The following is a 23,584-nucleotide window of genomic DNA, read 5'->3' as shown; positions in this document are numbered from 1 at the left end:
TATTTTGTTAGTTGTAATCCATAAAAAATTGCGCAACGGCTGTAAATTCACCCGCCTTTATATATTTCTCTACCGGCACCAGTGATGCGGTAAATTTCAAAACATTATCGCTCTCGCTCAGTTCATAACCGGGAGAGGGTTCGCCGAGCGTTAATATCGCGCCCTGACTGTCGCGTAAGCGAATGCCAAAGCCATCGGCCTTGCCGTTAACTAATAACGTGGTGGGATCGGAAGCTGCCGCGCTGCCAATAAAGGTGACTGAGGCATAAGGATAAAGTGAACCGTCATTGCCTCTTTTTACGATTGAGCAACCTGTGAGGCGAACCAGAAAAGGTCGCGTAATATTCCCTTCATCGTTGCGATTAATCTGACTGGCAGAAACTTCGCCAAATTCCACTTCAACATCACGACTTGACGGGTCAAGGCTGCATGCGGCTTCAATTAATTCGCCGCTCATGGCTAATTTGCCTGGCGTTATGGTAGAGCCTGAAGCAGAACCCGTCGCCACCAGGGCACACAAATAAAGCGACAATAAGCCTGCGTTGCCTGATTTCATGCTGTCCCTCCCTGGTACGAATGAATAATTTAAATGAGTGCGGGAAGCCCCGCACTCAGCACTTCAGTCCGATTACTGGTAAGCAATCTCGAAGTTAACCGTTGACTGGAAAGAACCGGCAGTCACAGTCGCGCCTGCGCTTTCTTCTTTCAGATAAGCAACAAACGGGATGGTGTTGGTGCCGTTAACCAGCTGTACTGCAGTCGTTGCCTGGCCCCATACTACGTCCTGGCTGGCGCTGTCGCGCAGGCCGATACCCGCGCCGGAAGCGGTGCCGGAGGTGAAGGCAGCCAGAGTGGCGTCAGTCGGGTTAACGCTGGTCGGGTTATAAGTGACTACGGCAGTGGTCGCCACGGTGGTGTCGCAATGCTGCAGTTCGATGTTCTTATGTACGTTTCCTGCATGATTACCGCCCGCCAGTGCTGAAACCGGAACCTGGCCGAAATCAACAATAACCGGGCTTGAATTCGGCGCCAGGCCGCAAGCGGTATTCACCAGTTCACCCTGGAATTCGATTTTGCCAGTTGTTGTATCAGCAGCTAATACAGACATAGAGCTCAGAGCAGCAGTGAAAGCAACAGCCATAGCAACTTTATTCATTTTCATAACAATATCCTGTTTGTACCAAATCCTGAGAAATAATAAAGAGTCTTCACGTCGCGATCGGTATTTCGCTACTTTTGTAAACAACTCTTGGTTTTGTTCCGGAAATGTTCTGGTAATAATTAAAGTTGAAATTATTCAATCTTAATTACCGCCATTCCTTCGAACTGTGCAAAATGCTATCAAATCAAAATTTCACCACAAAGCACTACATTTGCTATGGAAAAGATACGCATTGATAACTCGCAAAAACAAAAAACAGGATGTTATATCTCGCGAAGCTGTGTGATTAATCCTAAACACATGAGGAATTGAGGCGGGAATATTCCTAAGACATAAAAAAAAGACTTAGGATAATTCATATAAACGGCAGAAATAATTTTTCTAACAACACTCGTGAATAAGCGGAAACGCGATGAATAACGTTTAATTCAGGAACATCCTCGCTTATTTCAACCCCTACCGCTCCAGCCTAACGGCATCGTAACCGCACTGCACACGGCATTCTCCGCAGCCGTTACAGCGTTCGGCATCCACCGTGGGGACACCGTTGGCGCTGATAGCGCAGGCCTGTTCCGGGCACGCCTCCACACACTGATTACAGGCGCGCGCCGGGTTTACGCAGGCGTCGTGAAACACGGGACGCAAACCAGTGTCCGGACGCATTTGTGGACGCAGCGCGCCGGAGGCGCAGGCGGCGATGCACAACCCGCAGCCGTCGCAGCTGGCGTAGTCAATTGCCAGCTGTGGGAAGCCATCGTCGTGCGGCGACAGAATGCCCATCGGGCAGGCATCAATACAGTGATGACAGCGGGTACATTGCACGCTAAAAAGCGCGTCTGGCAACGCGCCTGGCGGCAGAGGGTGGGAAAGGTGAAAAGAGGCATCTTCGGGCGCGGTATGTTTTGCCGCGCTGACGAAGGCGCGAAACAGCCCCCGGCGGCTCACGTGCCGGTGAGTCATCAGTTCCTGATAATATTTCTCCGATTTATTCATCCGAAATAAAGCCGTTTCGCTGGCGGTTGCAACGCCTGCTGCTGTTCAACGTCCCGCAGATAACATTCCGCCACCGCAGCAAGACGGGAATAGAACGGACTGATCGCGTTGGCATGCAGCAGCGCGAGATAGCGATACCCCCACGGCAGTAAATGTGTTTCCAGCAGCGTATTCGCGGCGGCGTCATTCCCTTGCTCAAGCAGCGCGCTGTAGGCCAGCAGCATCAGTCCGAACTGATCTTCCGGTTCGGTATGGCGGGCGTCAAAGGCCATACCGTGAGACTGTAAAAACGCACGGTATTCTGCGGTTGTGTCGCCCATCAGCAGGTTATCCCGCTCCAGCCAGACCGATCCCCAGGGCGGTACAGGCATGTCGCCCTGCCCTTCAAACAGGACCGAAAACTGCCAGGCCAGCGCGTCCGCGTCGGGCTGCGGCCAGTCGGCGCATAAACGTGAGATCGGCGTCAGATCGCGCCACGGATACAGCTCCGGCAGCGTCGGCAGACAGTCGATAAGCGCCTTGACGTCTGGCTTTTCCGGCGACCAGTAAAACAGTGCGCCGAGGATACGCGGTAATACGGCACGGGTTGGCATAGTAAAGCTCCTGAAAAATGCCTGAGTATTGCCTGTTGCCGCTACGCTTGTCAGGCCCACAGGTTAGCGCCGCAGGCCTGACAGGTAGGGTTACATCGGCAGCGTCCAGAGATTGTAGAACGCGATACGGCCAACTAATTCCGCGGCGATCACCACCAGCGCCGTCGCCGCGAGAACCGCTACGTTCGTTTTCAGTCGCGACCAGACAACCACGCCCACGATACCCGCCGCCAGCAGCACCGCCTGCGCGGTGAACCAACTGGCTTGCGCCGCGGTCAGGGCGCCGTCAGCGCTCATAAGCGTCGACATATAGCCAGGACGCAGACAGAAGCTGACGAGGATCGCCAGCACGCTGATCAACAGTCCCAGGCGCAAACCAAACAGCCCGGCGAGAATACCGCCGCCAATGAGCGGCGTCAGCACCATCATCACGGTGGTATAAGAGGAACGCCACGTCACTACCGTTGGCAACTGGTAGATCTGCGGAATCGCCAGAATAAAGACCACGCCGACGATCGCCGCCAGCCACACCAGCCCCTTACACAGCGTGGCGCCACGGTTGAGCAGCAGCCCGAGGGACCCCAACCCGCCCAGCGTAGCAAACACCGCCGACAGCACGATTTCATTGCTCATAGGCGAATGCCCGACGCGCAACAGCATATTCAGCGCGCGCAGCGGCTGGCCGACATGGAAGATCCCCAGCAGGACGCCAACACCAAACAGACACATGACGGAAAACAGCCCCACCGCCATTCGTCGGGCGTCAATCTGCCCGAGCGTGCCGCCGATCAGCAGCAGAATAAACGCCCCAACCGCGCTTTGGGTAAAGACGGTAAAAAAGACCAGCGGTAACTCATGCATGGCGCACCTCCCCCATGTTCACAATTGCCCCTTCCTTGTCCCCCGACGCGCGCGCCTTCGGGTGCGGCTTAATAATCAGGTTCGGATGGGTAAACGACGCGGACGGCAGCGGCGCGATTTCGTTTTCACTGCCATATTTCGCGCGCAGCTCGTCGATCGGGCCGAAATCCAGCGCGCGCTGTGGGCAGGACTCCACGCAGATCGGGCGCAGATTACGCTCCAGGCGGTCGAGACAGCCGTCGCACTTGCGCATGACTTTCGCCTGCGCATCGAACTGCGGCGCGCCGTACGGGCAACGCATTTCGCAATATCGGCAACCCACGCAGACGCTATCATCCACCAGCACCAGACCGTCCTCTTCACGCTTGTGCATCGCCCCGGTCGGACAACCAGAGACGCACACCGGCTCGTCGCAATGGTTGCAGGCAATAGAGAGATAATAGGTAAAGGTGTCGTTGTGCCAGCTTTCGCCCTCTTTCACCCAACTGCCGCCGCCGTATTCATACACGCGACGGAATTTCGGGCCGACGTCCAGATCTTTGTTATCCTTGCAGCTGACCTGGCAGGTTTTACAGCCGGAGCAGCGCGAGGAGTCAACGTAAAAGCCATACTGTTTCATTGTGGTTCACTCCTTAAGCGCGTTTGATGTCGACCAGGTTGGTATGCTGTGGATTCCCTTTCGCCAGCGGCGACGGCAAATGGCTGGTCAGGGTATTGATGCACCCGCCAACGTCCACGCCATTGCTGTCCAGCCGGGTCCACGCGCCCTGCGGCATCGCCACTACGCCCGGCAGAATGCGCTGCGTTACCTTGCAAGGGATCGCCACGGTCCCGCGATCGTTAAACACATGCACCAGGTCGCCGGACTTAAGCTGACGCGCGTTAGCGTCGATCGGGTTGATCCACACTTCGTCCGGAACCGCTTCATGCAGCATCAGCACGTTGGTATAGGTAGAGTGGGTATGGCCTTTGGTATGGAAGCCGCTCAACTGGAGCGGGTATTTTGCCGTCAACGCCTTGTTCAGGTGCGACTCTTTTACCACGCAGAACTCCGGAATCGCCGGAATACGATCGCCTTCCGGTAGTGTCCAGGCTTTCTCCAGATCCGCCAGCGCCTGAGAATAAATCTCGATCTTCCCGGATGGCGTGGTCAGCGGGTTCGCCTCGGCATCGGCGCGGAAGTCGGCAAACGCCAGGCTTTGTTTTTCTGTCGCGACGCGCTGATCGATCACGCCCATCTCTTTCGCCACCGACCACTCCGGCAGATACGGACGCTTTTCGCGGATCTGCTGATAATGCATTTCCGCCCACTGCGCCTGGGTTCGCCCTTCGGTATATTCCTCGCGCAGCCCCAGGTGTCCGGCAATATCGGCGCAGATGTCATAGGTGCTGCGCACTTCCCACATCGGGGTCACCGTTTTTTGGAGGGCGATCATATAGTTGTGCGATCCTGCCGCGTAAGAACTGTCAACCAGATCTTCCGCTTCCAGATAGCTGGTTTCCGGGAGCAGGATATCGGCGTACTTCGCGCTCGGCGTCATATGGTTTTCAATGACGATAATGGTTTCGCACAGCGTTTCGTCAGCGAGGATTTTACGCGTACGGTTGGTTTCACCGTGCTGATTCAGCAGGGTATTACCGGCCTGATTAAAGAATAATTTGATACCGGTTTTTAGCCGCTCGGCGTTTTTCACCCCCATCGTGGTGGCAGTCATTTTCTCCGGACTTTGAATGGCGTCGGTCCACAGATAACAGGGAATGGAGGTTTTTACCGGGTTGGTCAGAATCGGCAACAGCGGTACGCCGTACGGTGTACCGTATGGCCAGTTACCATTATTGGTGCCTGGCAGGCCGAAATGGCCGGTTAACGCGGGCAGCGTCTGGATCGCGCGCACGGTCTGTTCGCCATTGGCGTGACGCTGCGGTCCCCAACCCTGACAAATGTAGCAGGCGCGCGCCGAGGCGATATCCCGCGCCAGTTGGCGGATGCGCGCCGCCGGAATACCGGTGATATCCGCCGCCCACTCTGGCGTTTTCGCTATCCCGTCATCGCCAGTGCCCAGCACGTAATCTTTATAGCTGGCATTCGGCGCCGCGCCTTCCGGTAGCGTACTGCTGTCATAGCCGACGCAGTATTTATTGACCTGTGCTTCGTCAATAAGCTGCTCGCTAATCAGTGTATGGGCGATACCGGCCACCAGCGCGGCATCGGTGGTCGGGCGAATCGGCAGCCATTCCGCATGTTCCGTCACCACTGAGTCGGTATAGCGAGGATCGATAATGACTACTCGCGCTTTAGAGGTCTCCAGCGCGCGACGCAGTTCTTCCACCTGCCCGCCGCCGGACATACGCGTTTCAGACAGGTTAAGGCCAAACAGCACCACCAGATCGGAATGGGCTATTTGGGTGAAGTGGCTGCCCACGTAGGTGCCGTGGGTGTAAGGCGTCGCAGTGGCGATTTGCGCGGTGGAGTAGGTGTTGTGATAGTTCAGATAGCCGCCGGTAAGGTTAAGCAGACGCTTCCACGCTGGCGATCCCTGGGTGTGATAGTACGCGCCGGACTGATAGTTATAGTAAATCGCTTCGCGGCCATATTTCTCCGTCACGCGCTTCATTTCCGCAGCGATAAAGGCGGTCGCTTCGTCCCAGGAAATACGTTTGAATTTTCCTTCGCCACGTTTACCCACGCGCTTCATCGGATACTTAATGCGATCCGGGCTGTAGACGCGCCAGCGGCTGGAACGGCCGCGCAGGCAGGGACGTATCTGGTGCTCGCCAAAGATCGCGTCGTCTTTCGCATCTTCCGGTTCGATACGTACGATACGATCGTCTTTAACGATCACCTTTAGCGGGCAGCGGCTGCCGCAGTTAACGAGGCAAGCGCTATGGCGGACGGTTTCGCCATTTGCGGCGGGTGTCGCATCGGAAGGGGTATCGGCGTGGGCAGAGGTCGAAAAGGGAAGGGTTATCGCGTTACTCAGGGCAACAGCGGCACCCACTTTCGCCGTGCCGGTGACGGCATCTCGTCGGGACAATTTGGCGTTGAGCCACTCTTTTATTTCCATGTTTTATTTCCCACATTGCATCCATAGTTATTATTAATAAGTAATCAATTCTCATCATAAAGGAGTATGCTTGTCAGACGATTGACTATGATCAAGCGAAAAATCCCAGACGAAATAATCTTCCCCTCAGATTCCGCGCGGCTTAGCGAGAAATTTCCCTTTAGCGAATAGCAGCAGTTATACTTTTTACGTATTCATCACCGGGTTTAATTATGTCCCTGTTACAACGCACCCCCTCGCGACGTCTGACGCTGGCTTGGCTCCTGACCCTGACGCTGTTGATCATGGGCTATACCCTGCATCTACACTGGGGGGCGTTTATTCAGTGGTGTCTGGCCGCGCAAATCACGCTGCACCGTTATCTGGTGATGTACCTGCTCCAGTTAAATAATCATCAGTACAGCGGCGGGTTCTGGCTGCTGATCGGCGCGTTTATCTATGGCGTGCTGCATGCGGTGGGCCCGGGGCATGGGAAATTCATCGTCACCACGTATCTGAGCGCCAATAAAGAGAGTTTGCTGGCCGCGCGGGTTGTGCCGTTTATAGGCAGCTTGATGCAGGGGGTGAGCGCGATTCTGTTCGTGTTTATTCTGGCGATAGGCTTTAACTTCGCCTCAGGCGATCTCAGTACCAGCCGCTGGTATGTCGAAAAAATCAGCGCCGTGTTAATCGCCGGTTTTGGCGGATTTCTGATTTATCAGGCATTTCTGTCCCTGCGTCCCGTCACCTTTACAGGTTTTACGCGCGTAACGCCCCAGCATCTCCATAATGAGAAGTGCGGATGTGGTCATCACGGAGTGGGACGCGACCTGACGGACAGCAACTGGAAAACCCGTCTGGGCGTAATTCTCGCCATCGGCGCCCGCCCCTGCAGCGGCGCCATCATGATCCTGCTTTTTTCCAATGCCCTTGGCATTATCAGTTGGGGGATCGCCGCGGTCATGACCATGTCCTTTGGCACCGCGCTGTCGATCATGGGATTGTCGCTGGCGGTACGCTATGCGCGTAGTCAGACATTGGCCTGGTTTGGTACAGGCCATCCCGTGGCGAAATGGCTCGCGCCCGCGGTAAAAATCATCGGCGGCGTGCTGCTGATCCTCTTTGCCGCCGTGTTGTTTTTAACGGTGATCCCGATTAGCGCGAACGGTGACTATATCGCCGCCGGTTGTTAACCTGCAGGGAGCAGAAAATATCTGATAGTGACTCCAGACCCTGCGCTTTTTCCCCACCACCTTTGAATTACGCGTCTCAATAGGGATAATAACCCCACGAATTGTGAATCCGGGACCACCATGAGATACCCCCTGCCCTACCGCAAGCTGCGTAAACGGCCGATGAAACTCGGTACGACGGTGATTTTGATGGTCAGCGCCGTCCTGTTTTCCGTGCTGCTGGTGGTACACCTGATTTACTTCTCGCAAATCAGCCACATGACGCGGGAAGCATTGGCTGATAAAGCGCTGGCGGTGGCGCGAACGCTGGCCGATTCTCCGGAAATTCGTCAGGGGTTGATGAAAAAACCCGAGGAGAGCGGAATTCAGGCCATCGCCGAAGCGGTGCGCAAGCGAAACGACATGCTGTTTATCGTCGTGACCGACATGCAAAGCCTGCGCTATTCCCATCCCGAAGCCCAGCGTATAGGGCAGCCGTTTAAGGGCGACGATATTTTGCTGGCGCTGGATGGCAAAGAGAATGTCGCCATCAATCGTGGCTTTCTCGCCAAAGCGCTGCGCGTTTTTACCCCCATTTATGACGAGCAACACCGGCAGATTGGCGTGGTGGCGATAGGCCTTGAGCTGAGCCGGGTGACTGAGCAAATCAATGACAGTCGCGGCAGCATTATCTGGTCGATACTCTTTGGCGTGCTGGTTGGCCTGCTGGGGACGTGGGTGCTGGTGAAGGTGCTTAAGCGCATCCTTTTTGGCCTTGAGCCGTATGAAATCTCTACCCTCTTCGAGCAGCGCCAGGCGATGTTGCAATCCATAAAAGAAGGGGTAATTGCCGTAGACGCCAGCGGCGAAGTCACACTGATCAACGCGGCCGCGCAGGAACTGCTCAGCTACCGCAAATCACAAGATGACGCGCAGTTGTCCACGCTCAGCCATGCCTGGTCGCAGGTGGTGGATTTAACGGAAGTGCTGCGCGACGGCACGCCCCATCGCGACGAGGAAATCAACATTAAAGATCGGCTGCTGCTGATCAACACCGTACCGGTGCGCAGCAACGGGAAAATTATCGGCGCGATCTCCACCTTCAGGGACAAAACCGAGGTCCGCCAGCTTATGCAGCGGCTCGACGGTATGGTTAACTATGCCGACTCACTCCGTGAACGCTCCCACGAATTTATGAATAAATTGCATGTGATTCTGGGTTTGTTACATCTGAAGCGTTATAAGCAACTTGAAGACTATATTATAAAGACTGCGAATAACTATCAGGAAGAAATCGGCTCGCTACTGGGTAAAATAAAATCACCGGTGATCGCCGGATTTTTACTCAGTAAGATTAATCGCACCTCCGATGCGGGGCACAAACTGCTGATTAGCCACGACAGCCAATTGCCGGACAGTGGTAATGAAAATCAGGTTGCGGTATTGATCACCGTGCTCGGAAATTTAATTGAAAACGCGCTCGACGCGTTAGCGGAACAGCCAGGAGGCGAGATCAGCGTCTCCTTATACTATCGCAATGGCTGGCTACATTGTGAGGTCAACGACGACGGTCCGGGCATTACGCCGGAGCGTATTGACTCGATTTTCGAAAAAGGCGTCTCGTCTAAAGGAACTGGACGCGGCGTAGGTTTAGCGCTTGTTAAACAACAGGTTGAAAGTCTTGGCGGCAATATTTTCGTGGAATCCGAACCCGGCGTTTTCACACAATTTTTCGTACAAATACCCTGGGATGGGGAGAGGGCCAGCACATGATCAATGTCTTTATTATCGATGACGATGCGATGGTTGCGGAGTTAAACCGCCGTTATGTCGCGCAGATCCCCGGCTTTCAGTGCTGTGGCACCGCCCCGACGCTGGCGAAAGCCAAAGAGGTTATTTTTGACAGTGACACCCACATCGATCTGATTTTGCTGGATATCTACCTGCAAAAAGAGAACGGGCTGGATCTGCTCCCTCTCCTGCATGCCGCCGGTTGTAAAAGCGACGTCATCGTCATCTCCTCCGCCGCCGATGCCGCCACTATTAAGGATTCGCTGCACTATGGGGTGGTGGATTATCTGATCAAACCCTTCCAGGCATCGCGCTTTGAAGAAGCGCTGACCGGCTGGCTGCAAAAGAAACGGGACATGGATAAGCACCAGTACTTCGAGCAGTCGGAACTGGACCAGTTGATCCACGGCAGCGCGTCAAACGAGCAGGACACCCGCCGCCTGCCGAAAGGGCTGACGCCGCAAACCCTGCGCACGCTCTGCCAGTGGATAGACGCCCATCAGGATTATGAGTTTTCCACCGACGAACTGGCCAACGCGGTGAATATTTCGCGTGTCTCCTGCCGTAAATACCTTATCTGGCTGGTTAATTGTCATATTCTGTTCACCAGCATCCATTACGGCGTGACCGGCCGTCCGGTATACCGTTACCGTATTCAGGCAGAACATTATTCTTTACTTAAGCAATATTGCCAGTAGAAGATAAATTCACCGTCGGCCATTATTACGTTATCTATTGGTAACAATTATTGCAATAATGAAAAATCGGGAACGTAAAAGTAAAAAAGAAGAAAGGGAATACATTGTGCCAGATCAAAATGAATTTACTGGCCGTATTTCTTTCGAGCCGAAATTATTGCCAGAGGTCACATTGTTTTTAATTTCAAAAACGCTAACAAAAGTTAATAAAGTATTAACTCACCAGTGGAGTGTGTATTTTTAACCACAAAGGAGTAGTCTGGAAATATAACCGGACGAATAAAAAAAGATAAACAGTGGCAATGGAATCGATGCTGCAGCTTAAGGATAAGCGCATTTCGTGAGCAGAGTAGATGTTCATAAATTTCATAACGATACAACAAGAAGCACACGCCTTGCCTCTGCTCTCCTTTTCAAACCTGCCCATCGCCGGGAAGCGCTGCTTCCTGAGTATCATAAAAGCCGATTCGCATCGTCCGCATAAACATGACGAATGCTTATCGAATGTTTAGAAATTAATCACGTTTCAGACGCAACGCATATTCGCCAGGCTCTGCGCCCAATTCACAAAAAACAGAACATGGCTGTGATCGATTTATCAAAATTGATGAGTTTTATCGCGAGGGTAAATAAATGCTATTTAGTATACAACTTCTAATAATATTAATATGTTTGTTTTATGGTGCCAGAAAGGGCGGTATCGCGCTGGGTTTGTTAGGCGGTATTGGCCTGGTCATTCTGGTGTTCGTTTTCCATCTCCAGCCGGGTAAACCGCCTGTCGATGTCATGCTGGTTATCATCGCCGTGGTCGCCGCCTCGGCAACGCTACAGGCTTCCGGCGGCCTGGACGTCATGTTGCAGATTGCTGAAAAGCTGCTGCGCCGCAACCCAAAATATGTCTCTATTGTCGCGCCGTTTGTGACCTGTACGCTGACCATTCTTTGCGGTACCGGTCACGTGGTGTACACCATTTTGCCGATCATCTACGACGTGGCGATCAAGAATAACATCCGCCCGGAACGCCCTATGGCCGCCAGCTCCATCGGCGCGCAGATGGGTATCATCGCCAGCCCGGTATCCGTAGCGGTGGTTTCGCTGGTCGCTATGTTGGGTAACTTCACCTTTAACGGTAAGCACCTGGAGTTCCTCGACCTGCTCTCCATCACCATTCCGTCCACCCTGCTGGGCATTCTGGCGATCGGGATTTTCAGTTGGTTCCGCGGTAAAGATCTGGACAAAGACGAAGATTTCCAGAAGTTCATCTCCGTACCCGAAAACCATCATTACGTGTATGGCGACACTGCCACGCTGCTGGACAAAAAACTGCCGAAAAGCAACTGGCTGGCGATGTGGATTTTCCTGGCGGCTATTGCTGTCGTCGCGCTGTTGGGCGCCTTCTCTGAGCTGCGTCCGGTGTTTAACGGAAAACCGCTGTCAATGGTGCTGGTCATTCAGATGTTCATGCTGCTGACCGGCGCGCTGATTATTATCCTGACGAAAACCAATCCCGCTTCAATCTCTAAAAACGAAGTCTTCCGCTCGGGTATGATCGCCATTGTGGCGGTGTACGGGATCGCGTGGATGGCGGAAACCATGTTCGGCGCGCACATGACCGAAATCGAAAGCGTGCTCGGTGAAATGGTGAAAGAGTATCCGTGGGCCTACGCCATTGTCCTGCTGCTGGTTTCCAAGTTTGTTAACTCGCAGGCGGCGGCGCTGGCGGCTATCGTTCCTCTGGCGCTGGCTATCGGCGTTGACCCGGCGTATATCGTAGCGTCTGCGCCGGCGTGCTACGGTTACTACATTCTGCCGACCTATCCAAGCGATCTGGCGGCGATTCAGTTCGACCGTTCCGGTACGACGCGCATTGGTCGCTTCGTCATTAACCACAGCTTTATTTTGCCAGGTTTGATTGGCGTCAGCGTTTCCTGCGTGTTTGGCTGGATCTTCGCCGCCATGTACGGATTCCTGTAAAGGTTCCCCCGTGCCGCTCCTTTTCGGGCGGCACGGGATTAATAATATTCAGAAAAATCAACAGGCTGGAAGCACATGTCAAACAAAGAATTCTTTTATCAGGCGCCTTTCCCGATGGGGGAAGACAAAACAGAGTACTATCTGCTCACTTCCGACTACGTCAGCGTGAGCGAATTTGAAGGAGAATCTATCCTGAAGGTGGAACCGCAAGCCCTGACGCTGCTGGCGCAACAAGCCTTCCACGACGCCTCTTTCCTGCTCCGCCCTGAACACCAGCAACAAGTCGCCTCCATTCTTCACGACCCCGACGCCAGCGAAAACGATAAATACGTGGCGCTGCAATTCCTGAGAAACTCCGAAATCGCCGCTAAAGGCGTTCTGCCGACCTGCCAGGACACCGGCACCGCGATTATCGTCGGTAAAAAAGGCCAGCGCGTCTGGACCGGCGGCGGTGATGAAGCAGCGCTTTCCAAAGGCGTTTACAACACCTACATCGAAGACAACCTGCGCTATTCCCAGAACGCGGCGCTGGATATGTACAAAGAGGTGAACACCGGCACCAACCTGCCTGCGCAGATCGACCTGTATACCGTCGACGGCGACGAGTACAAATTCCTTTGCGTGGCTAAAGGCGGCGGTTCGGCCAACAAGACCTATCTTTACCAGGAAACCAAAGCGCTACTCACTCCGGGCAAGCTGAAAAACTTCCTTGTTGAGAAAATGCGCACGCTCGGCACTGCGGCCTGCCCGCCGTACCATATCGCTTTCGTCATTGGCGGTACCTCCGCTGAGAGCACGCTGAAAACCGTGAAGCTCGCCAGCACGCATTATTACGACGGTCTGCCGACCGAAGGCAATGAGCACGGCCAGGCGTTCCGCGACACGCAGCTGGAGCAGGAATTGCTGGAAGAAGCGCAAAAACTCGGCCTCGGCGCGCAGTTTGGCGGGAAGTATTTCGCGCATGACATTCGCGTGATCCGCCTGCCGCGTCACGGCGCTTCCTGCCCGGTGGGAATGGGCGTCTCCTGTTCCGCTGACCGTAACATCAAAGCGAAAATCAACCGCGAAGGGATCTGGATTGAAAAACTGGAGCACAATCCGGGCCAGTACATTCCCGATGCCCTGCGCCAGGCGGGTGAAGGCGACGTGGTGAAAGTTGACCTTAACCGCCCAATGAAAGAGATCCTCGCCCAGCTTTCGCAGTACCCGGTCTCCACACGCCTGTCGCTGACCGGCACGATTATCGTGGGACGCGACATTGCCCACGCGAAGCTGAAAGAGCGCATTGAGTCTGGCGAAGGGCTGCCGCAATACATTAAAGATCATCCGATCTACTACGCGGGTCCGGCGAAAACCCCAACGGGCTACCCGTCCGGTTCATTAGGCCCAACCACCGCAGGCCGTATGGACTCCTATGTCGATCTGCTGCAGTCACACGGCGGTAGCATGATCATGCTGGCGAAAGGCAACCGCAGCCAGCAGGTGACGGACGCGTGCCATAAACACGGCGGCTTCTATCTGGGCAGCATCGGCGGCCCGGCGGCAGTGCTGGCGCAGCAGAGCATCAAACATCTGGAGTGCGTTGAATATCCGGAACTGGGTATGGAAGCAATCTGGAAGATCGACGTGGAAGACTTCCCGGCGTTTATCCTGGTAGATGACAAAGGCAACGATTTCTTCCAGCAGATCGTCAGCAAACAGTGCGCTAACTGCGCGAAGTAATCACAGCACCACGCCGGATGGCGGCTGCGTCTTATCCCTCCTGGACTCCCCTCCCCAGGCTGGATAAGCGCAGCGTCATCCGGCTTTCACTTTCCCATGCCGGCTGCGACAACGCATCCGACAACGTTACGTGCAGAACTCCCCATTATTCCCGGCGAAACGTCATTACCAGAATCGGCAGCGCGAATACCAGCGTCAGGAGATTCGCCATGCTGACGGCCATGTCGTCTATTAACAATCCGTAAATCAGCCACATCACTAACCCACAGACAAACATCACGTACATTACGCCAGAAATGCCCTGCGTGTTGCGGGTAGCGATCACTTTTATCGACTGGGGTAAAAAAGAGAGCGTCGTCAGGCTTGCCGCCAGATAACCCACCCACGAAATCCATTCCATGATTACGCCTTCGCTTCGCCTGTCACGCTAACCGGAATTGCCGGTAGCTCGGGCTGCTCAACGGTGGTCGGCGTCCGCCGATATTTATCCAGCAGATGGATCTGGATCTTGCGCAGCATATCGCCGTTCAGATGATAAAAACGGAAGTAGAGAATCAGCGTCAGGACGAAAAACAGGGTTGGCAGCGCGATCATAATAAACTGCATTCCTTGTAGCGTTTCGGCAGACTGCGCGACGTTTGGCGCGTAGCCAATCAGCCCTAACACAATAGCGATAAAGAACGCCGCGAACGCGGAGCCGCCTTTTACCACCATGGTCTGTACCGAATAGGCAATGCTTTCGCAGCGAACGTGCAGCTTGTACTCGCCGTAGTCCACGGTATCCGCCACCATGATGACCTGGAGCACCCAAAAAAGCGCGGTGCCGATATTCATCAATACCCCAGCGAATACAATCAGCGCGGCATTATGGTATCCCGCCAGCGCCATTACCAGCAGCGCCGCGCAGCTCAGCACCGGTAAAACGGAAGCGCTTGCCCACAAAATTCGCCGTGACAGCAGTTTCACCAGTCGCGGGAAAAAGACCAACGTCAACAGGTTGGCGGCTCCGGCATAGGACATGTAATACGGAAACAGATCGGCATCGCCAATCACATAAGTGAAGTAGTAAATCGCAAAACCGTTGATGATGTTGGAGGCCACGTTATAAGCCAGCGCCATCCCCAGCAGGCAGGAGAGCTGATCGTTTTTATAAATCAGCGCGACGATGGCTTTTAAGGTCAGACGGCTGCCGTCGGCGTTCGCCGAGCTGTCGGAAGAATAAACCTCGTGTACGTTGCGCAACGTAACGATCGTTGAAGCAATAAAAAACACAATCAGCACCAGCGTGAACATTTGAAAGCCAAATCCACGATCGGCGCCCCCCACATAATTGACAAACGGCAGCGTCACCCCGGCGGTGACAAATCCGGCGAGGCTGGCGAAAAAACGAGGGAATGGCACCAGTTGTTCGCGTTCGCGCTTGTCCAGAGTGATGGTTGGCACCAGCGACCAGAAGGGAATATCCATAATGGTATAGGTCATGCCCCACAGGATGTAGGTCACGCAAACAAACACTATCTGCGTTGTGCCTTCGAACAGGTGAGCGCTAAAAACCAGAAACAGCACCAGCGAGTTCGCCAGCGTGCCAATGAGGATCCACGGCTTAAACTTCCCCCAGCGCGTACGGGTGGCGTTGACGATCCACCCCATAATCGGGTCGTTGACCGCATCCCAGATTCGGGCGACCAAAAACAGCGTACCGATAAGCCCTACCGACAGTCCGACCACATCGGTGTAGTAATACATGAGGTACATGTAGACTATGCCAATCGCGAAATCCTTACCAAACGCCCCGAATCCATAACTGAGTTTTGTTGTCATTGATATGCTCATAGGGTACCGGGTCGCTGTTGCCAGCGCCCGCCTTCTGTAATGGGAAACGTCAGAGATTAAATGCCGGGGGCTTCCCCGGCGTCATGAACATTAACGATGTAGCCAGGCCGGTAACCAGTCGCCGTGTGCGGCGATCAGGTCATCCACCAGCGCATAGATTTCCTCAATGCCCAACACGGCGGCGGTATGCGGATCCATCATCGCCGCGTGGTAAACGCGATCGCGGTTTTCCGTCAGTATCGCTTCAGTAAGCAGTGTCTGAACGTTGATATTGGTCTGCATCATCGCCGCCAGATGCGACGGGAGCATTCCGGCCTTCGTCGGCTGGATACCGTTGGCATCGACCAGACAGGCCACTTCAACACAACACCCCTGCGGCAGATTGTCGATAAGCCCGTCATTGCGTACGTTGCCGTAAATCACGCTCGGTTCGCCGGTCCACAGGGCGTTCATGATTGTGCTGGCATATTCACGCGACGGCTTAATCTCAATGCGATCCGCCGTTTTGTACTCCTCCAGCTCTTTATGCCAGTTCGCCAACTGCTCGACGCAGCGTTTCGGGTATTCATCCAGCGGCACGCTGTACCGCGCGATCAGATCTTCACGGCCTGGCTTGATAAACCACGGGGTATACTCGGCAAAATGCTCCGAGGATTCCGTTACGAAGTAGCCCAACTTTTTGAACATTTCGTAGCGCACGATGTTCTGACAGCGCGTATTACCGTGAATGTTTGGCTTCGGCGCCTGTCCGGCGTCATACGCCGCCAGCAATTCCGGATAAAGATTGACGTAGCGCCCCTCGGCGGTCTTTCGCTCCAGTTCCAGGTAAAACGCCATATGGTTAATACCCGCGCAGCGATAGCGCAGCGAGGCCGGGTCGATATCCAGATCGCGCGCCAGCTCTTCCGCCGTACCCTGCACCGAATGACACAGCCCCACCTGCTTAATGTGCGGATAGCGAGCGTACATCGCCCAGGTATTCATCGCCATCGGGTTAACGTAGTTCAGCATGGTAGCGTCCGGGCATACCTCGGTCATATCCTCACAAATCCGCCAGAGATGCGGAATGGTACGCAGCGCCCGCATGATGCCGCCGGGGCCGAGTGTATCCGCGATCGTCTGCTCCAGCCCGTGGCGTTTACAGACTTCAAAATCGGTGACGGTACAGGGTTCATAACCGCCAATCTGGAACGCCACCACCACAAAGTCGGCATCCTGAAGCGCCGTTTTCTGATCGGTATGGCAGGTGATTTTTCCGGTTGCGCCCGCGGAATTCATCAGCTTGCGCACCACAATGTGGGACTCATCAAGCCGTGTCGGATCGATATCCATCAGCGCGATATGGGCCGACTTCAGTGCCTGGCGATGAAAGACGTCGCCGAGGATATTTTTCACGAAAATCGTCGAACCGGCGCCGATAAAGGTAATTTTTGGTGCAGACATCATGACTCTCCAGATCGGTGTTGTACTGCACTCATCGTGGCATGCGATCCGCGGGAAAACCTCCGTCTTCTCCAATGAGCATTCCCGAAAACTCAGATCGCCCGCCGCCGGGCATCAGATCTGAGCTTTTGGGAGTAAATAGCCAGTAAAGCAGAGTATCCGGCCTGTTTCGCCGACTATTATTGTTGTTAGCGGACCGACTTGTGCGCCTGTTCGCGGTATCTTTGCGCAGCCGCAGGCATGATTCTGATGATTCAGGAAAGGGAGAAAGTATGAGTACCCAACCGATAGCGTTTCTTCCGCCCGATCCGCATATGTGCAATGGCGATGAAAAGCAAACCCGTAGCCCGCTGTCGCTCTATTCTGAATACCAGCGAATGGACATTGAGCTACGGCGGCCTCACGCTATGGCAGCCAGTCACTGGCACGGTCAGGTGGAAGTCAACGTGCCGTTCGACGGCGACGTGGAGTATTTAATTAACAACGAAGTGGTGCGAATTGAACAAGGCCACATTACCCTGTTCTGGGCCTGTACGCCCCATCAGCTTACCCGTCCCGGTGAATGCAAACAGATGGCGATTTTTAGTTTACCCATGCACCTGTTTCTTTCCTGGCCGCTGGACCGCGAACTGATCAACCACGTCACCCACGGAATGGTGGTGAAATCGCTGGTCAGCCAGCAGCTCAGCACATTTGAAGTGGTGCGTTGGCAACAGGAGGCCAACAGCCCTAATGAACAGATTCGCCAGTTGGCGATCGATGAAATCGGTCTGATGCTAAAGCGCTTCTGCCTTTCCGGCTGGCAGCCCGTCCTGCTTAATAAAACCTCGCGCACGCATGAAAATAGCGTCTCGCGCCATGCGCAGTTTTACGTCAGCCAGATGCTCAGCTTTATTGCCGATAACTACGATCAGGCGTTGACCATCAACGACGTGGCGGATCACGTGAAGCTCAACGCTAATTACGCGATGGGGATATTCCAGCGCGTCATGCAACTCACCCTGAAGCAATATATTACGGCGATGCGCATCAATCACGTGCGCGCGTTATTAAGTGACACCGACAAAACGATCCTTGACGTCGCGCTGACCGCCGGGTTCCGCTCAAGCAGCCGTTTTTACAGCACCTTCAATAAATACGTCGGCATGTCGCCGCAGCAGTATCGCAAACTGAGCCAACAGCGCCGCCAGACAGCAACCGGGTGAGGGGGCGCAAAAGACCGCCCGGTAATATCACTATCAGCCCCAAAAATAATCGACCTGTCGATAAAAACGCGCCAATAAACAGGATATTTCCCACATAACCCATTGATTAATAATTTATTTATCGTAACACCCCTGCCCTTGACGCCCTCTTTACTCTCTGTTTTGCCGGGACAATACTTGCCCGCGTCACACATTCCTTCACTACCGGGTAAAGATGATGAAAGTATTAATTGTTGAAAGTGAATTTCTGCATCAGGACACCTGGGTGGGCAGCGCCGTGGAACGTCTGGCTGACGCCTTAAGTCGGCAAAATGTTACCGTCATTAAGTCCACGTCTTTCGACGACGGCTACGCCATCCTTTCTGCCAACGAAGCCATTGATTGCCTGATGTTCAGCTATCAGATGGAACACGCGGATGAACATCTCAACGTCAGGCAACTGATCGGTAAGCTTCATGAGCGCCAGCAAAATGTGCCCGTCTTTCTGTTGGGCGACAGAGAGAAAGCCACCGCATCGCTGGACCGCGACCTGCTGGAGCTTGTCGATGAGTTCGCCTGGATCCTTGAAGATACCGCCGACTTTATTGCCGGGCGCGCCGTGGCGGCGATGACCCGCTATCGTCAGCAACTGTTGCCGCCGCTGTTCAGCGCGCTGATGAAGTACAGCGACATTCATGAATACTCGTGGGCCGCCCCGGGCCACCAGGGCGGCGTGGGCTTTACCAAAACGCCTGCCGGTCGTTTCTATCATGACTTCTACGGCGAAAACCTGTTCCGCAGCGATATGGGCATTGAGCGTACCACGCTCGGTTCGCTGCTCGACCACACTGGCGCATTTGGCGAAAGCGAAAAATATGCCGCCCGCGTCTTTGGCGCAGACCGGTCATGGTCAGTGGTGGTCGGGACGTCCGGCTCCAATCGCACAATCATGCAGGCCTGTATGACCGACAATGATGTGGTGGTGATTGACCGTAACTGCCATAAATCCATCGAACAGGGGCTGATCCTGACCGGGGCGAAACCGGTTTATATGGTGCCAAGCCGCAACCGCTATGGCATTATCGGGCCAATTTATCCGCAGGAGATGCAGCCGGAAACGTTGCGGAAAAAAATCGACGCCAGTCCGCTGACCCGCGAAAAAACCGGGCGACAGCCCACCTACAGCGTAGTGACCAACTGTACCTATGACGGCGTTTGCTATAACGCGAAAGCGGCGCAGGATCTGCTGGCGCAAACCACCGACCGCATCCATTTCGACGAAGCCTGGTACGGCTATGCCCGCTTTAACCCAATTTACGCCGATCATTTCGCCATGCGCGGCGAGCCGGGCGATCACCGCGGTCCTACCGTTTTCGCCACCCACTCCACTCACAAACTGCTGAACGCGCTTTCGCAGGCGTCGTATATACATGTGCGTGAAGGGCGCGGCGCGGTAAATTTCTCCCGCTTTAACCAGGCGTACATGATGCATGCCACCACCTCGCCGCTATACGCTATTTGCGCATCCAACGACGTGGCGGTTTCAATGATGGATGGCAACAGCGGCCTGTCGCTGACGCAGGAAGTGATCGATGAAGCGATAGATTTCCGTCAGGCGATGGCACGCCTGTACAAAGAGTACCGTGCCGACGGCGACTGGTTCTTCAAACCGTGGAATAAAGAGCAGGTTACCGATCCGCAAAGCGGGGAAACGTATGATTTTGCTGACGCGCCGGCGTCTTTACTGGCCACCGACCAGAACTGCTGGATAATGCGTCCGGGTGAAAGCTGGCATGGATTTACGGATTTACCGGATAACTGGAGCATGCTCGACCCGATCAAAGTCAGTATTCTCGCACCGGGTATGGGTGACGATGGCGAACTGGAAGAGACCGGGGTGCCTGCCGCGCTGGTTACCGCATGGCTGGGACGTCACGGCATCGTGCCGACCCGCACCACCGACTTCCAGATTATGTTTCTGTTCTCGATGGGGATCACCCGCGGGAAATGGGGCACGCTAATCAACACGCTGTGCTCGTTTAAACAGCATTATGACGCCAACACACCGCTGGCGCAGGTAATGCCGGAACAGGTGGAAGCGCATCCTGACGCTTATGCGAATATCGGGCTGCACGATCTGGGCGATCGGATGTTCGCCTGGCTGAAAGAGAATAACCCTGGTGCGCGCCTGAACGCGGCCTATTCCAGCCTGCCTGTTGCAGAAATGACGCCGCGTGACGCCTATAACGCCATTGTTAATGATGCAGTCGAAAGGGTGGCAATTGAGAATTTACCGGGGCGTATTGCCGCTAACTCGGTTATCCCTTACCCGCCAGGCATTCCCATGCTGCTTTCCGGGGAAAACTTTGGCGATGACAACAGTCCGCAGGTGGGGTATCTGCGCGCGCTACAGTCGTGGGATCGTCACTTCCCGGGCTTTGAACATGAAACGGAGGGGACGGAAATTATTGACGGCGTGTATCACGTCATGTGCGTGAAAGCCTGACGTCAGTTCCGACGACTGCGTCATGGCCCGGCCAGCGTGACGCAGCCAGATTTTGGCCAGAGGATGTGACAGCCTTTTCCTGAGTATTGTTGCAACATGAGCATTGTCATACCTTTTTGCGCGGGTCCCCCCGCGCTTTTTTTATCTCTCATTCCGGTTTCCACCCTCGTAAAAAATTCTGTACATAAGAATCATCTGCTGACGCTTGAAATAGAAAATAAAAAGATTATTTTAATGCAGGATTGGATTCATCATACAAATTTTACGGCTTCCGTTATCTCTCTCCATTGGCGGGATCGGGTATTTTATGTTCATATTTCAGGAGTTGGGGTATGAGACTTTGCAGCACAGAACCCTGCATCGTGGTGTTAACAGAAAAAGATGTTTGGCTGAGGGTAAATGGCAAAGAGGCGATAAATTTAAAAGCACATCATATGGCGCTTATCGCCTGCGAAAATAACATCATTGATATCTCATCGCTTAATAATGCACTTGTCGCGCATATAAGTCGCGATATCATTAAAGAATACCTGCGTTTTTTGAATAAAGATTTATCTCACGTCCCCCTCTGGCAACGAAGCTCATCGCCAGTGTTAACCGCATTATGCGTAACGCCAGACGTTTTTCGGGTCGCGGCGGAACACAGCGTCCAGCATACCAACAGTCCCGGCGAAAACGAGCGCACCCGCTCCCTGCTGTTCACCGTACTGTCGCGCTTTCTCGACAGCAAAAAGTTTATGTCGCTGTTAATGTTTATGCTGCGTGACCGAATCAGCGACAGCGTTTACCATATTATTGAAAGTGATATACATAAAGCGTGGAACCTCAGCCAGGTTGCCAGCTGTTTATGCCTGAGCCCCAGCCTGCTAAAGAAAAAATTAAAAAACGAAAATACCAGCTACAGCCAAATCATCACTACCTGCCGTATGCGCTATGCCGTTAATCAATTATTAATGGACGGTAAAAATATCTCTCAGGTTTCTGAACTGTGCGGATATAACAGCACATCCTATTTTATCTCGGTATTTAAAGAGTATTACGGCATGACGCCGTTGCATTATGTCAGCCAGTTTAAGAATCGCCCTGCGCCCTGATGCATTCCTGTTTTGTAATAAGCCACGATAATATCAGCATTAGCGATAAGCCTGTTCCGACATCATTCAGCGGCGCACTCCGGGCGTATTATACGACCTGATTTCACAGTCCTTTTCAGGAGTTGAATAATGTCTTCAGATGCTGATGCCCACAAAGTGGGCTTAATCCCCGTCACCCTTATGGTGTCGGGGAATATTATGGGATCAGGGGTTTTCCTGCTGCCAGCTAACCTCGCCGCCACCGGCGGGATTGCCATCTACGGATGGTTAGTGACCATTATCGGCGCGCTGGCGCTGTCGATGGTTTACGCCAAAATGTCGGCATTAGACCCCAGTCCTGGCGGCTCTTACGCTTACGCACGACGCTGCTTCGGCCCTTTCCTCGGGTATCAGACCAACGTGCTGTACTGGCTGGCCTGCTGGATCGGCAATATCGCCATGGTAGTCATTGGCGTTGGTTATCTCAGCTACTTCTTCCCGATCCTGAAAGATCCGTTGGTGCTCACCCTGACCTGCGTGGCGGTGCTGTGGATTTTCGTTCTGCTGAATATCGTCGGGCCGAAAATGATCACCCGCGTACAGGCCGTCGCCACCGTGCTGGCGCTGGTGCCGATTGTTGGCATCGCCGTGTTCGGCTGGTTCTGGTTTCGCGGTGAAACCTATATGGCGGCGTGGAACGTTAGCGGCATGAACACCTTTGGCGCGATTCAAAGTACCCTGAACGTCACGCTGTGGTCGTTTATTGGGGTAGAAAGCGCCTCGGTAGCGGCGGGGGTAGTTAAAAACCCGCAACGCAACGTGCCGATCGCCACCATTGGCGGAGTGCTGATAGCCGCCGTCTGCTACGTGCTCTCAACCACCGCGATCATGGGGATGATCCCGAACGCCGCGCTGCGCGTTTCCGCCTCGCCGTTTGGCGATGCCGCCCGCATGGCGCTGGGGAATACCGCAGGCGCGATCGTTTCCTTCTGCGCCGCGGCGGGCTGTTTAGGTTCGCTCGGCGGCTGGACGCTGCTGGCCGGTCAGACGGCGAAAGCCGCCGCCGACGACGGCCTGTTCCCGCCCATTTTCGCCCGCGTCAACAAAGCCGGTACCCCGGTCGCCGGGCTGATCATCGTCGGGATCTTAATGACCCTGTTTCAGTTCAGTAGCATGTCGCCAAACGCCGCCAAAGAGTTTGGTCTGGTGTCCTCTGTCTCGGTGATCTTTACCCTGGTGCCGTATCTGTATACCTGCGCCGCACTGCTGCTGCTCGGTCACGGACACTTCGGCAAAGCGCGGCCAATCTACCTGCTCGTCACCTTCGTGGCATTTGTTTACTGCATCTGGGCGGTGGTTGGCTCCGGCGCGAAAGAGGTGATGTGGTCGTTTGTCACCTTAATGATCATTACTGCACTGTATGCCCTGAACTACAACCGCATCCATAAAAACCCGTATCCGCTGGATGCGCCAGTGAGCAAAAATTAGTTCGCCTGCCGGGAAACGCCCAAGGGCGCGGCTTTTCAAAACAGCCA

The 23,584-nt window shown here is 54.3% G+C and carries 19 protein-coding genes; 9 read left to right on the top strand and 10 right to left on the bottom strand.

Features of this window, described 5'->3' with window-relative positions; all coding sequences use genetic code 11:
• Positions 1–7 precede the first annotated feature (7 nt).
• The 7 genes from OOJ60_RS17985 to OOJ60_RS17955 form a co-directional block, all read right to left on the bottom strand.
• Positions 8–556 carry a fimbrial protein gene (locus tag OOJ60_RS17985; protein WP_199957593.1) on the bottom strand — a complete coding sequence of 183 codons (549 nt, stop codon included), beginning with the start codon at positions 554–556 and terminating at the stop codon, positions 8–10.
• A gap of 72 nt (positions 557–628) precedes the next feature.
• Entirely contained in the window at positions 629–1,162 is a 534-nt protein-coding gene (locus OOJ60_RS17980; RefSeq protein WP_042291004.1) for a fimbrial protein, read from the bottom strand.
• 456 nt (positions 1,163–1,618) lie between these two features.
• Positions 1,619–2,122, bottom strand: coding sequence for a ferredoxin-type protein NapF (gene napF / locus OOJ60_RS17975; RefSeq protein ID WP_233470904.1), 504 nt, complete (start codon positions 2,120–2,122; stop codon positions 1,619–1,621).
• A 29-nt stretch (positions 2,123–2,151) separates the two neighbouring features.
• Entirely contained in the window at positions 2,152–2,748 is a 597-nt protein-coding gene (locus tag OOJ60_RS17970) for a TorD/DmsD family molecular chaperone (protein WP_042291009.1), read from the bottom strand.
• 90 nt (positions 2,749–2,838) lie between these two features.
• Positions 2,839–3,609: a dimethyl sulfoxide reductase anchor subunit family protein gene (locus OOJ60_RS17965; RefSeq protein WP_205612961.1), complete on the bottom strand. Its 771-nt coding sequence runs from the start codon at positions 3,607–3,609 to the stop codon at positions 2,839–2,841.
• Positions 3,602–4,228 (bottom strand): DMSO/selenate family reductase complex B subunit, encoded by a 627-nt coding sequence (locus OOJ60_RS17960; RefSeq protein ID WP_042291014.1) that lies wholly within the window; start codon positions 4,226–4,228, stop codon positions 3,602–3,604. The genes OOJ60_RS17965 and OOJ60_RS17960 overlap by 8 nt, the downstream gene beginning before the upstream one ends.
• A gap of 13 nt (positions 4,229–4,241) precedes the next feature.
• Complete coding sequence (locus OOJ60_RS17955; RefSeq protein WP_205612960.1) at positions 4,242–6,674, bottom strand: DMSO/selenate family reductase complex A subunit; 2,433 nt, start codon at positions 6,672–6,674, stop codon at positions 4,242–4,244.
• A gap of 212 nt (positions 6,675–6,886) precedes the next feature.
• On the opposite strand from OOJ60_RS17955, the gene OOJ60_RS17950 reads away from it, so the two are divergent.
• The 5 genes from OOJ60_RS17950 to fumA all read left to right on the top strand — a co-directional run bounded on the left by OOJ60_RS17950 (position 6,887) and on the right by fumA (position 14,010).
• The gene (locus OOJ60_RS17950) at positions 6,887–7,846 is read left to right on the top strand and encodes a nickel/cobalt transporter (protein ID WP_205612959.1); all 960 of its coding nucleotides are present in this window, start codon (positions 6,887–6,889) and stop codon (positions 7,844–7,846) included.
• A 120-nt stretch (positions 7,847–7,966) separates the two neighbouring features.
• A complete protein-coding gene (locus tag OOJ60_RS17945) occupies positions 7,967–9,598 on the top strand; it encodes a sensor histidine kinase (protein WP_042291020.1) in 1,632 nt (543 codons plus the stop codon).
• On the top strand, positions 9,595–10,314 hold the full coding sequence (gene dcuR, locus OOJ60_RS17940) for a two-component system response regulator DcuR (protein WP_042291022.1): 720 nt from the start codon (positions 9,595–9,597) through the stop codon (positions 10,312–10,314). The genes OOJ60_RS17945 and dcuR overlap by 4 nt, the downstream gene beginning before the upstream one ends.
• A 633-nt stretch (positions 10,315–10,947) precedes the next feature.
• Positions 10,948–12,288: an anaerobic C4-dicarboxylate transporter gene (gene dcuB / locus OOJ60_RS17935; protein ID WP_205612958.1), complete on the top strand. Its 1,341-nt coding sequence runs from the start codon at positions 10,948–10,950 to the stop codon at positions 12,286–12,288.
• A 75-nt stretch (positions 12,289–12,363) separates the two neighbouring features.
• Positions 12,364–14,010, top strand: a complete 1,647-nt coding sequence (fumA, locus tag OOJ60_RS17930; protein WP_042291025.1) for a class I fumarate hydratase FumA — start codon at positions 12,364–12,366, stop codon at positions 14,008–14,010.
• A 145-nt stretch (positions 14,011–14,155) separates the two neighbouring features.
• Here fumA and OOJ60_RS17925 read toward each other — a convergent pair whose 3' ends face one another.
• The 3 genes from OOJ60_RS17925 to melA all read right to left on the bottom strand — a co-directional run bounded on the left by OOJ60_RS17925 (position 14,156) and on the right by melA (position 17,289).
• The gene (locus tag OOJ60_RS17925; protein WP_205612957.1) at positions 14,156–14,410 is read right to left on the bottom strand and encodes a SemiSWEET transporter; all 255 of its coding nucleotides are present in this window, start codon (positions 14,408–14,410) and stop codon (positions 14,156–14,158) included.
• Between the two features lie 2 nt (positions 14,411–14,412).
• The gene (gene melB / locus OOJ60_RS17920; protein WP_060570374.1) at positions 14,413–15,843 is read right to left on the bottom strand and encodes a melibiose:sodium transporter MelB; all 1,431 of its coding nucleotides are present in this window, start codon (positions 15,841–15,843) and stop codon (positions 14,413–14,415) included.
• A 90-nt stretch (positions 15,844–15,933) separates the two neighbouring features.
• On the bottom strand, positions 15,934–17,289 hold the full coding sequence (melA, locus tag OOJ60_RS17915; RefSeq protein WP_205612956.1) for an alpha-galactosidase: 1,356 nt from the start codon (positions 17,287–17,289) through the stop codon (positions 15,934–15,936).
• Between the two features lie 269 nt (positions 17,290–17,558).
• On the opposite strand from melA, the gene melR reads away from it, so the two are divergent.
• The 4 genes from melR (at position 17,559) to adiC (ending at position 23,537) form a co-directional block, all read left to right on the top strand.
• On the top strand, positions 17,559–18,491 hold the full coding sequence (melR, locus tag OOJ60_RS17910) for a transcriptional regulator MelR (protein WP_042291035.1): 933 nt from the start codon (positions 17,559–17,561) through the stop codon (positions 18,489–18,491).
• 217 nt (positions 18,492–18,708) lie between these two features.
• Entirely contained in the window at positions 18,709–20,976 is a 2,268-nt protein-coding gene (gene adiA, locus OOJ60_RS17905; protein ID WP_205612987.1) for an arginine decarboxylase, read from the top strand.
• A 332-nt stretch (positions 20,977–21,308) separates the two neighbouring features.
• On the top strand, positions 21,309–22,070 hold the full coding sequence (locus OOJ60_RS17900) for an AraC family transcriptional regulator (protein WP_042291041.1): 762 nt from the start codon (positions 21,309–21,311) through the stop codon (positions 22,068–22,070).
• Positions 22,071–22,199: 129 nt separating this feature from the next.
• Complete coding sequence (adiC, locus tag OOJ60_RS17895; RefSeq protein WP_042291043.1) at positions 22,200–23,537, top strand: arginine/agmatine antiporter; 1,338 nt, start codon at positions 22,200–22,202, stop codon at positions 23,535–23,537.
• Positions 23,538–23,584 lie beyond the last annotated feature (47 nt).

The organism is Citrobacter sp. R4 (genome assembly GCF_026719175.1).
Classification (GTDB): domain Bacteria; phylum Pseudomonadota; class Gammaproteobacteria; order Enterobacterales; family Enterobacteriaceae; genus Citrobacter_A; species Citrobacter_A sedlakii.
This window is presented reverse-complemented; position numbering and strand designations above follow the sequence as displayed.

Excerpts from the sequence above, each read along its gene's own strand:
- OOJ60_RS17985 (WP_199957593.1), bottom strand. The coding sequence starts at position 556 with ATGAAATCAGGCAACGCAGGCTTATTGTCGCTTTATTTGTGTGCCCTG.
- OOJ60_RS17980 (WP_042291004.1), bottom strand. The coding sequence starts at position 1,162 with ATGAAAATGAATAAAGTTGCTATGGCTGTTGCTTTCACTGCTGCTCTG.
- napF (WP_233470904.1), bottom strand. The coding sequence starts at position 2,122 with ATGACTCACCGGCACGTGAGCCGCCGGGGGCTGTTTCGCGCCTTCGTC.
- OOJ60_RS17970 (WP_042291009.1), bottom strand. The coding sequence starts at position 2,748 with ATGCCAACCCGTGCCGTATTACCGCGTATCCTCGGCGCACTGTTTTAC.
- OOJ60_RS17965 (WP_205612961.1), bottom strand. The coding sequence starts at position 3,609 with ATGCATGAGTTACCGCTGGTCTTTTTTACCGTCTTTACCCAAAGCGCG.
- OOJ60_RS17960 (WP_042291014.1), bottom strand. The coding sequence starts at position 4,228 with ATGAAACAGTATGGCTTTTACGTTGACTCCTCGCGCTGCTCCGGCTGT.
- OOJ60_RS17955 (WP_205612960.1), bottom strand. The coding sequence starts at position 6,674 with ATGGAAATAAAAGAGTGGCTCAACGCCAAATTGTCCCGACGAGATGCC.
- OOJ60_RS17950 (WP_205612959.1), top strand. The coding sequence starts at position 6,887 with ATGTCCCTGTTACAACGCACCCCCTCGCGACGTCTGACGCTGGCTTGG.
- OOJ60_RS17945 (WP_042291020.1), top strand. The coding sequence starts at position 7,967 with ATGAGATACCCCCTGCCCTACCGCAAGCTGCGTAAACGGCCGATGAAA.
- dcuR (WP_042291022.1), top strand. The coding sequence starts at position 9,595 with ATGATCAATGTCTTTATTATCGATGACGATGCGATGGTTGCGGAGTTA.
- dcuB (WP_205612958.1), top strand. The coding sequence starts at position 10,948 with ATGCTATTTAGTATACAACTTCTAATAATATTAATATGTTTGTTTTAT.
- fumA (WP_042291025.1), top strand. The coding sequence starts at position 12,364 with ATGTCAAACAAAGAATTCTTTTATCAGGCGCCTTTCCCGATGGGGGAA.
- OOJ60_RS17925 (WP_205612957.1), bottom strand. The coding sequence starts at position 14,410 with ATGGAATGGATTTCGTGGGTGGGTTATCTGGCGGCAAGCCTGACGACG.
- melB (WP_060570374.1), bottom strand. The coding sequence starts at position 15,843 with ATGAGCATATCAATGACAACAAAACTCAGTTATGGATTCGGGGCGTTT.
- melA (WP_205612956.1), bottom strand. The coding sequence starts at position 17,289 with ATGATGTCTGCACCAAAAATTACCTTTATCGGCGCCGGTTCGACGATT.
- melR (WP_042291035.1), top strand. The coding sequence starts at position 17,559 with ATGAGTACCCAACCGATAGCGTTTCTTCCGCCCGATCCGCATATGTGC.
- adiA (WP_205612987.1), top strand. The coding sequence starts at position 18,709 with ATGAAAGTATTAATTGTTGAAAGTGAATTTCTGCATCAGGACACCTGG.
- OOJ60_RS17900 (WP_042291041.1), top strand. The coding sequence starts at position 21,309 with ATGAGACTTTGCAGCACAGAACCCTGCATCGTGGTGTTAACAGAAAAA.
- adiC (WP_042291043.1), top strand. The coding sequence starts at position 22,200 with ATGTCTTCAGATGCTGATGCCCACAAAGTGGGCTTAATCCCCGTCACC.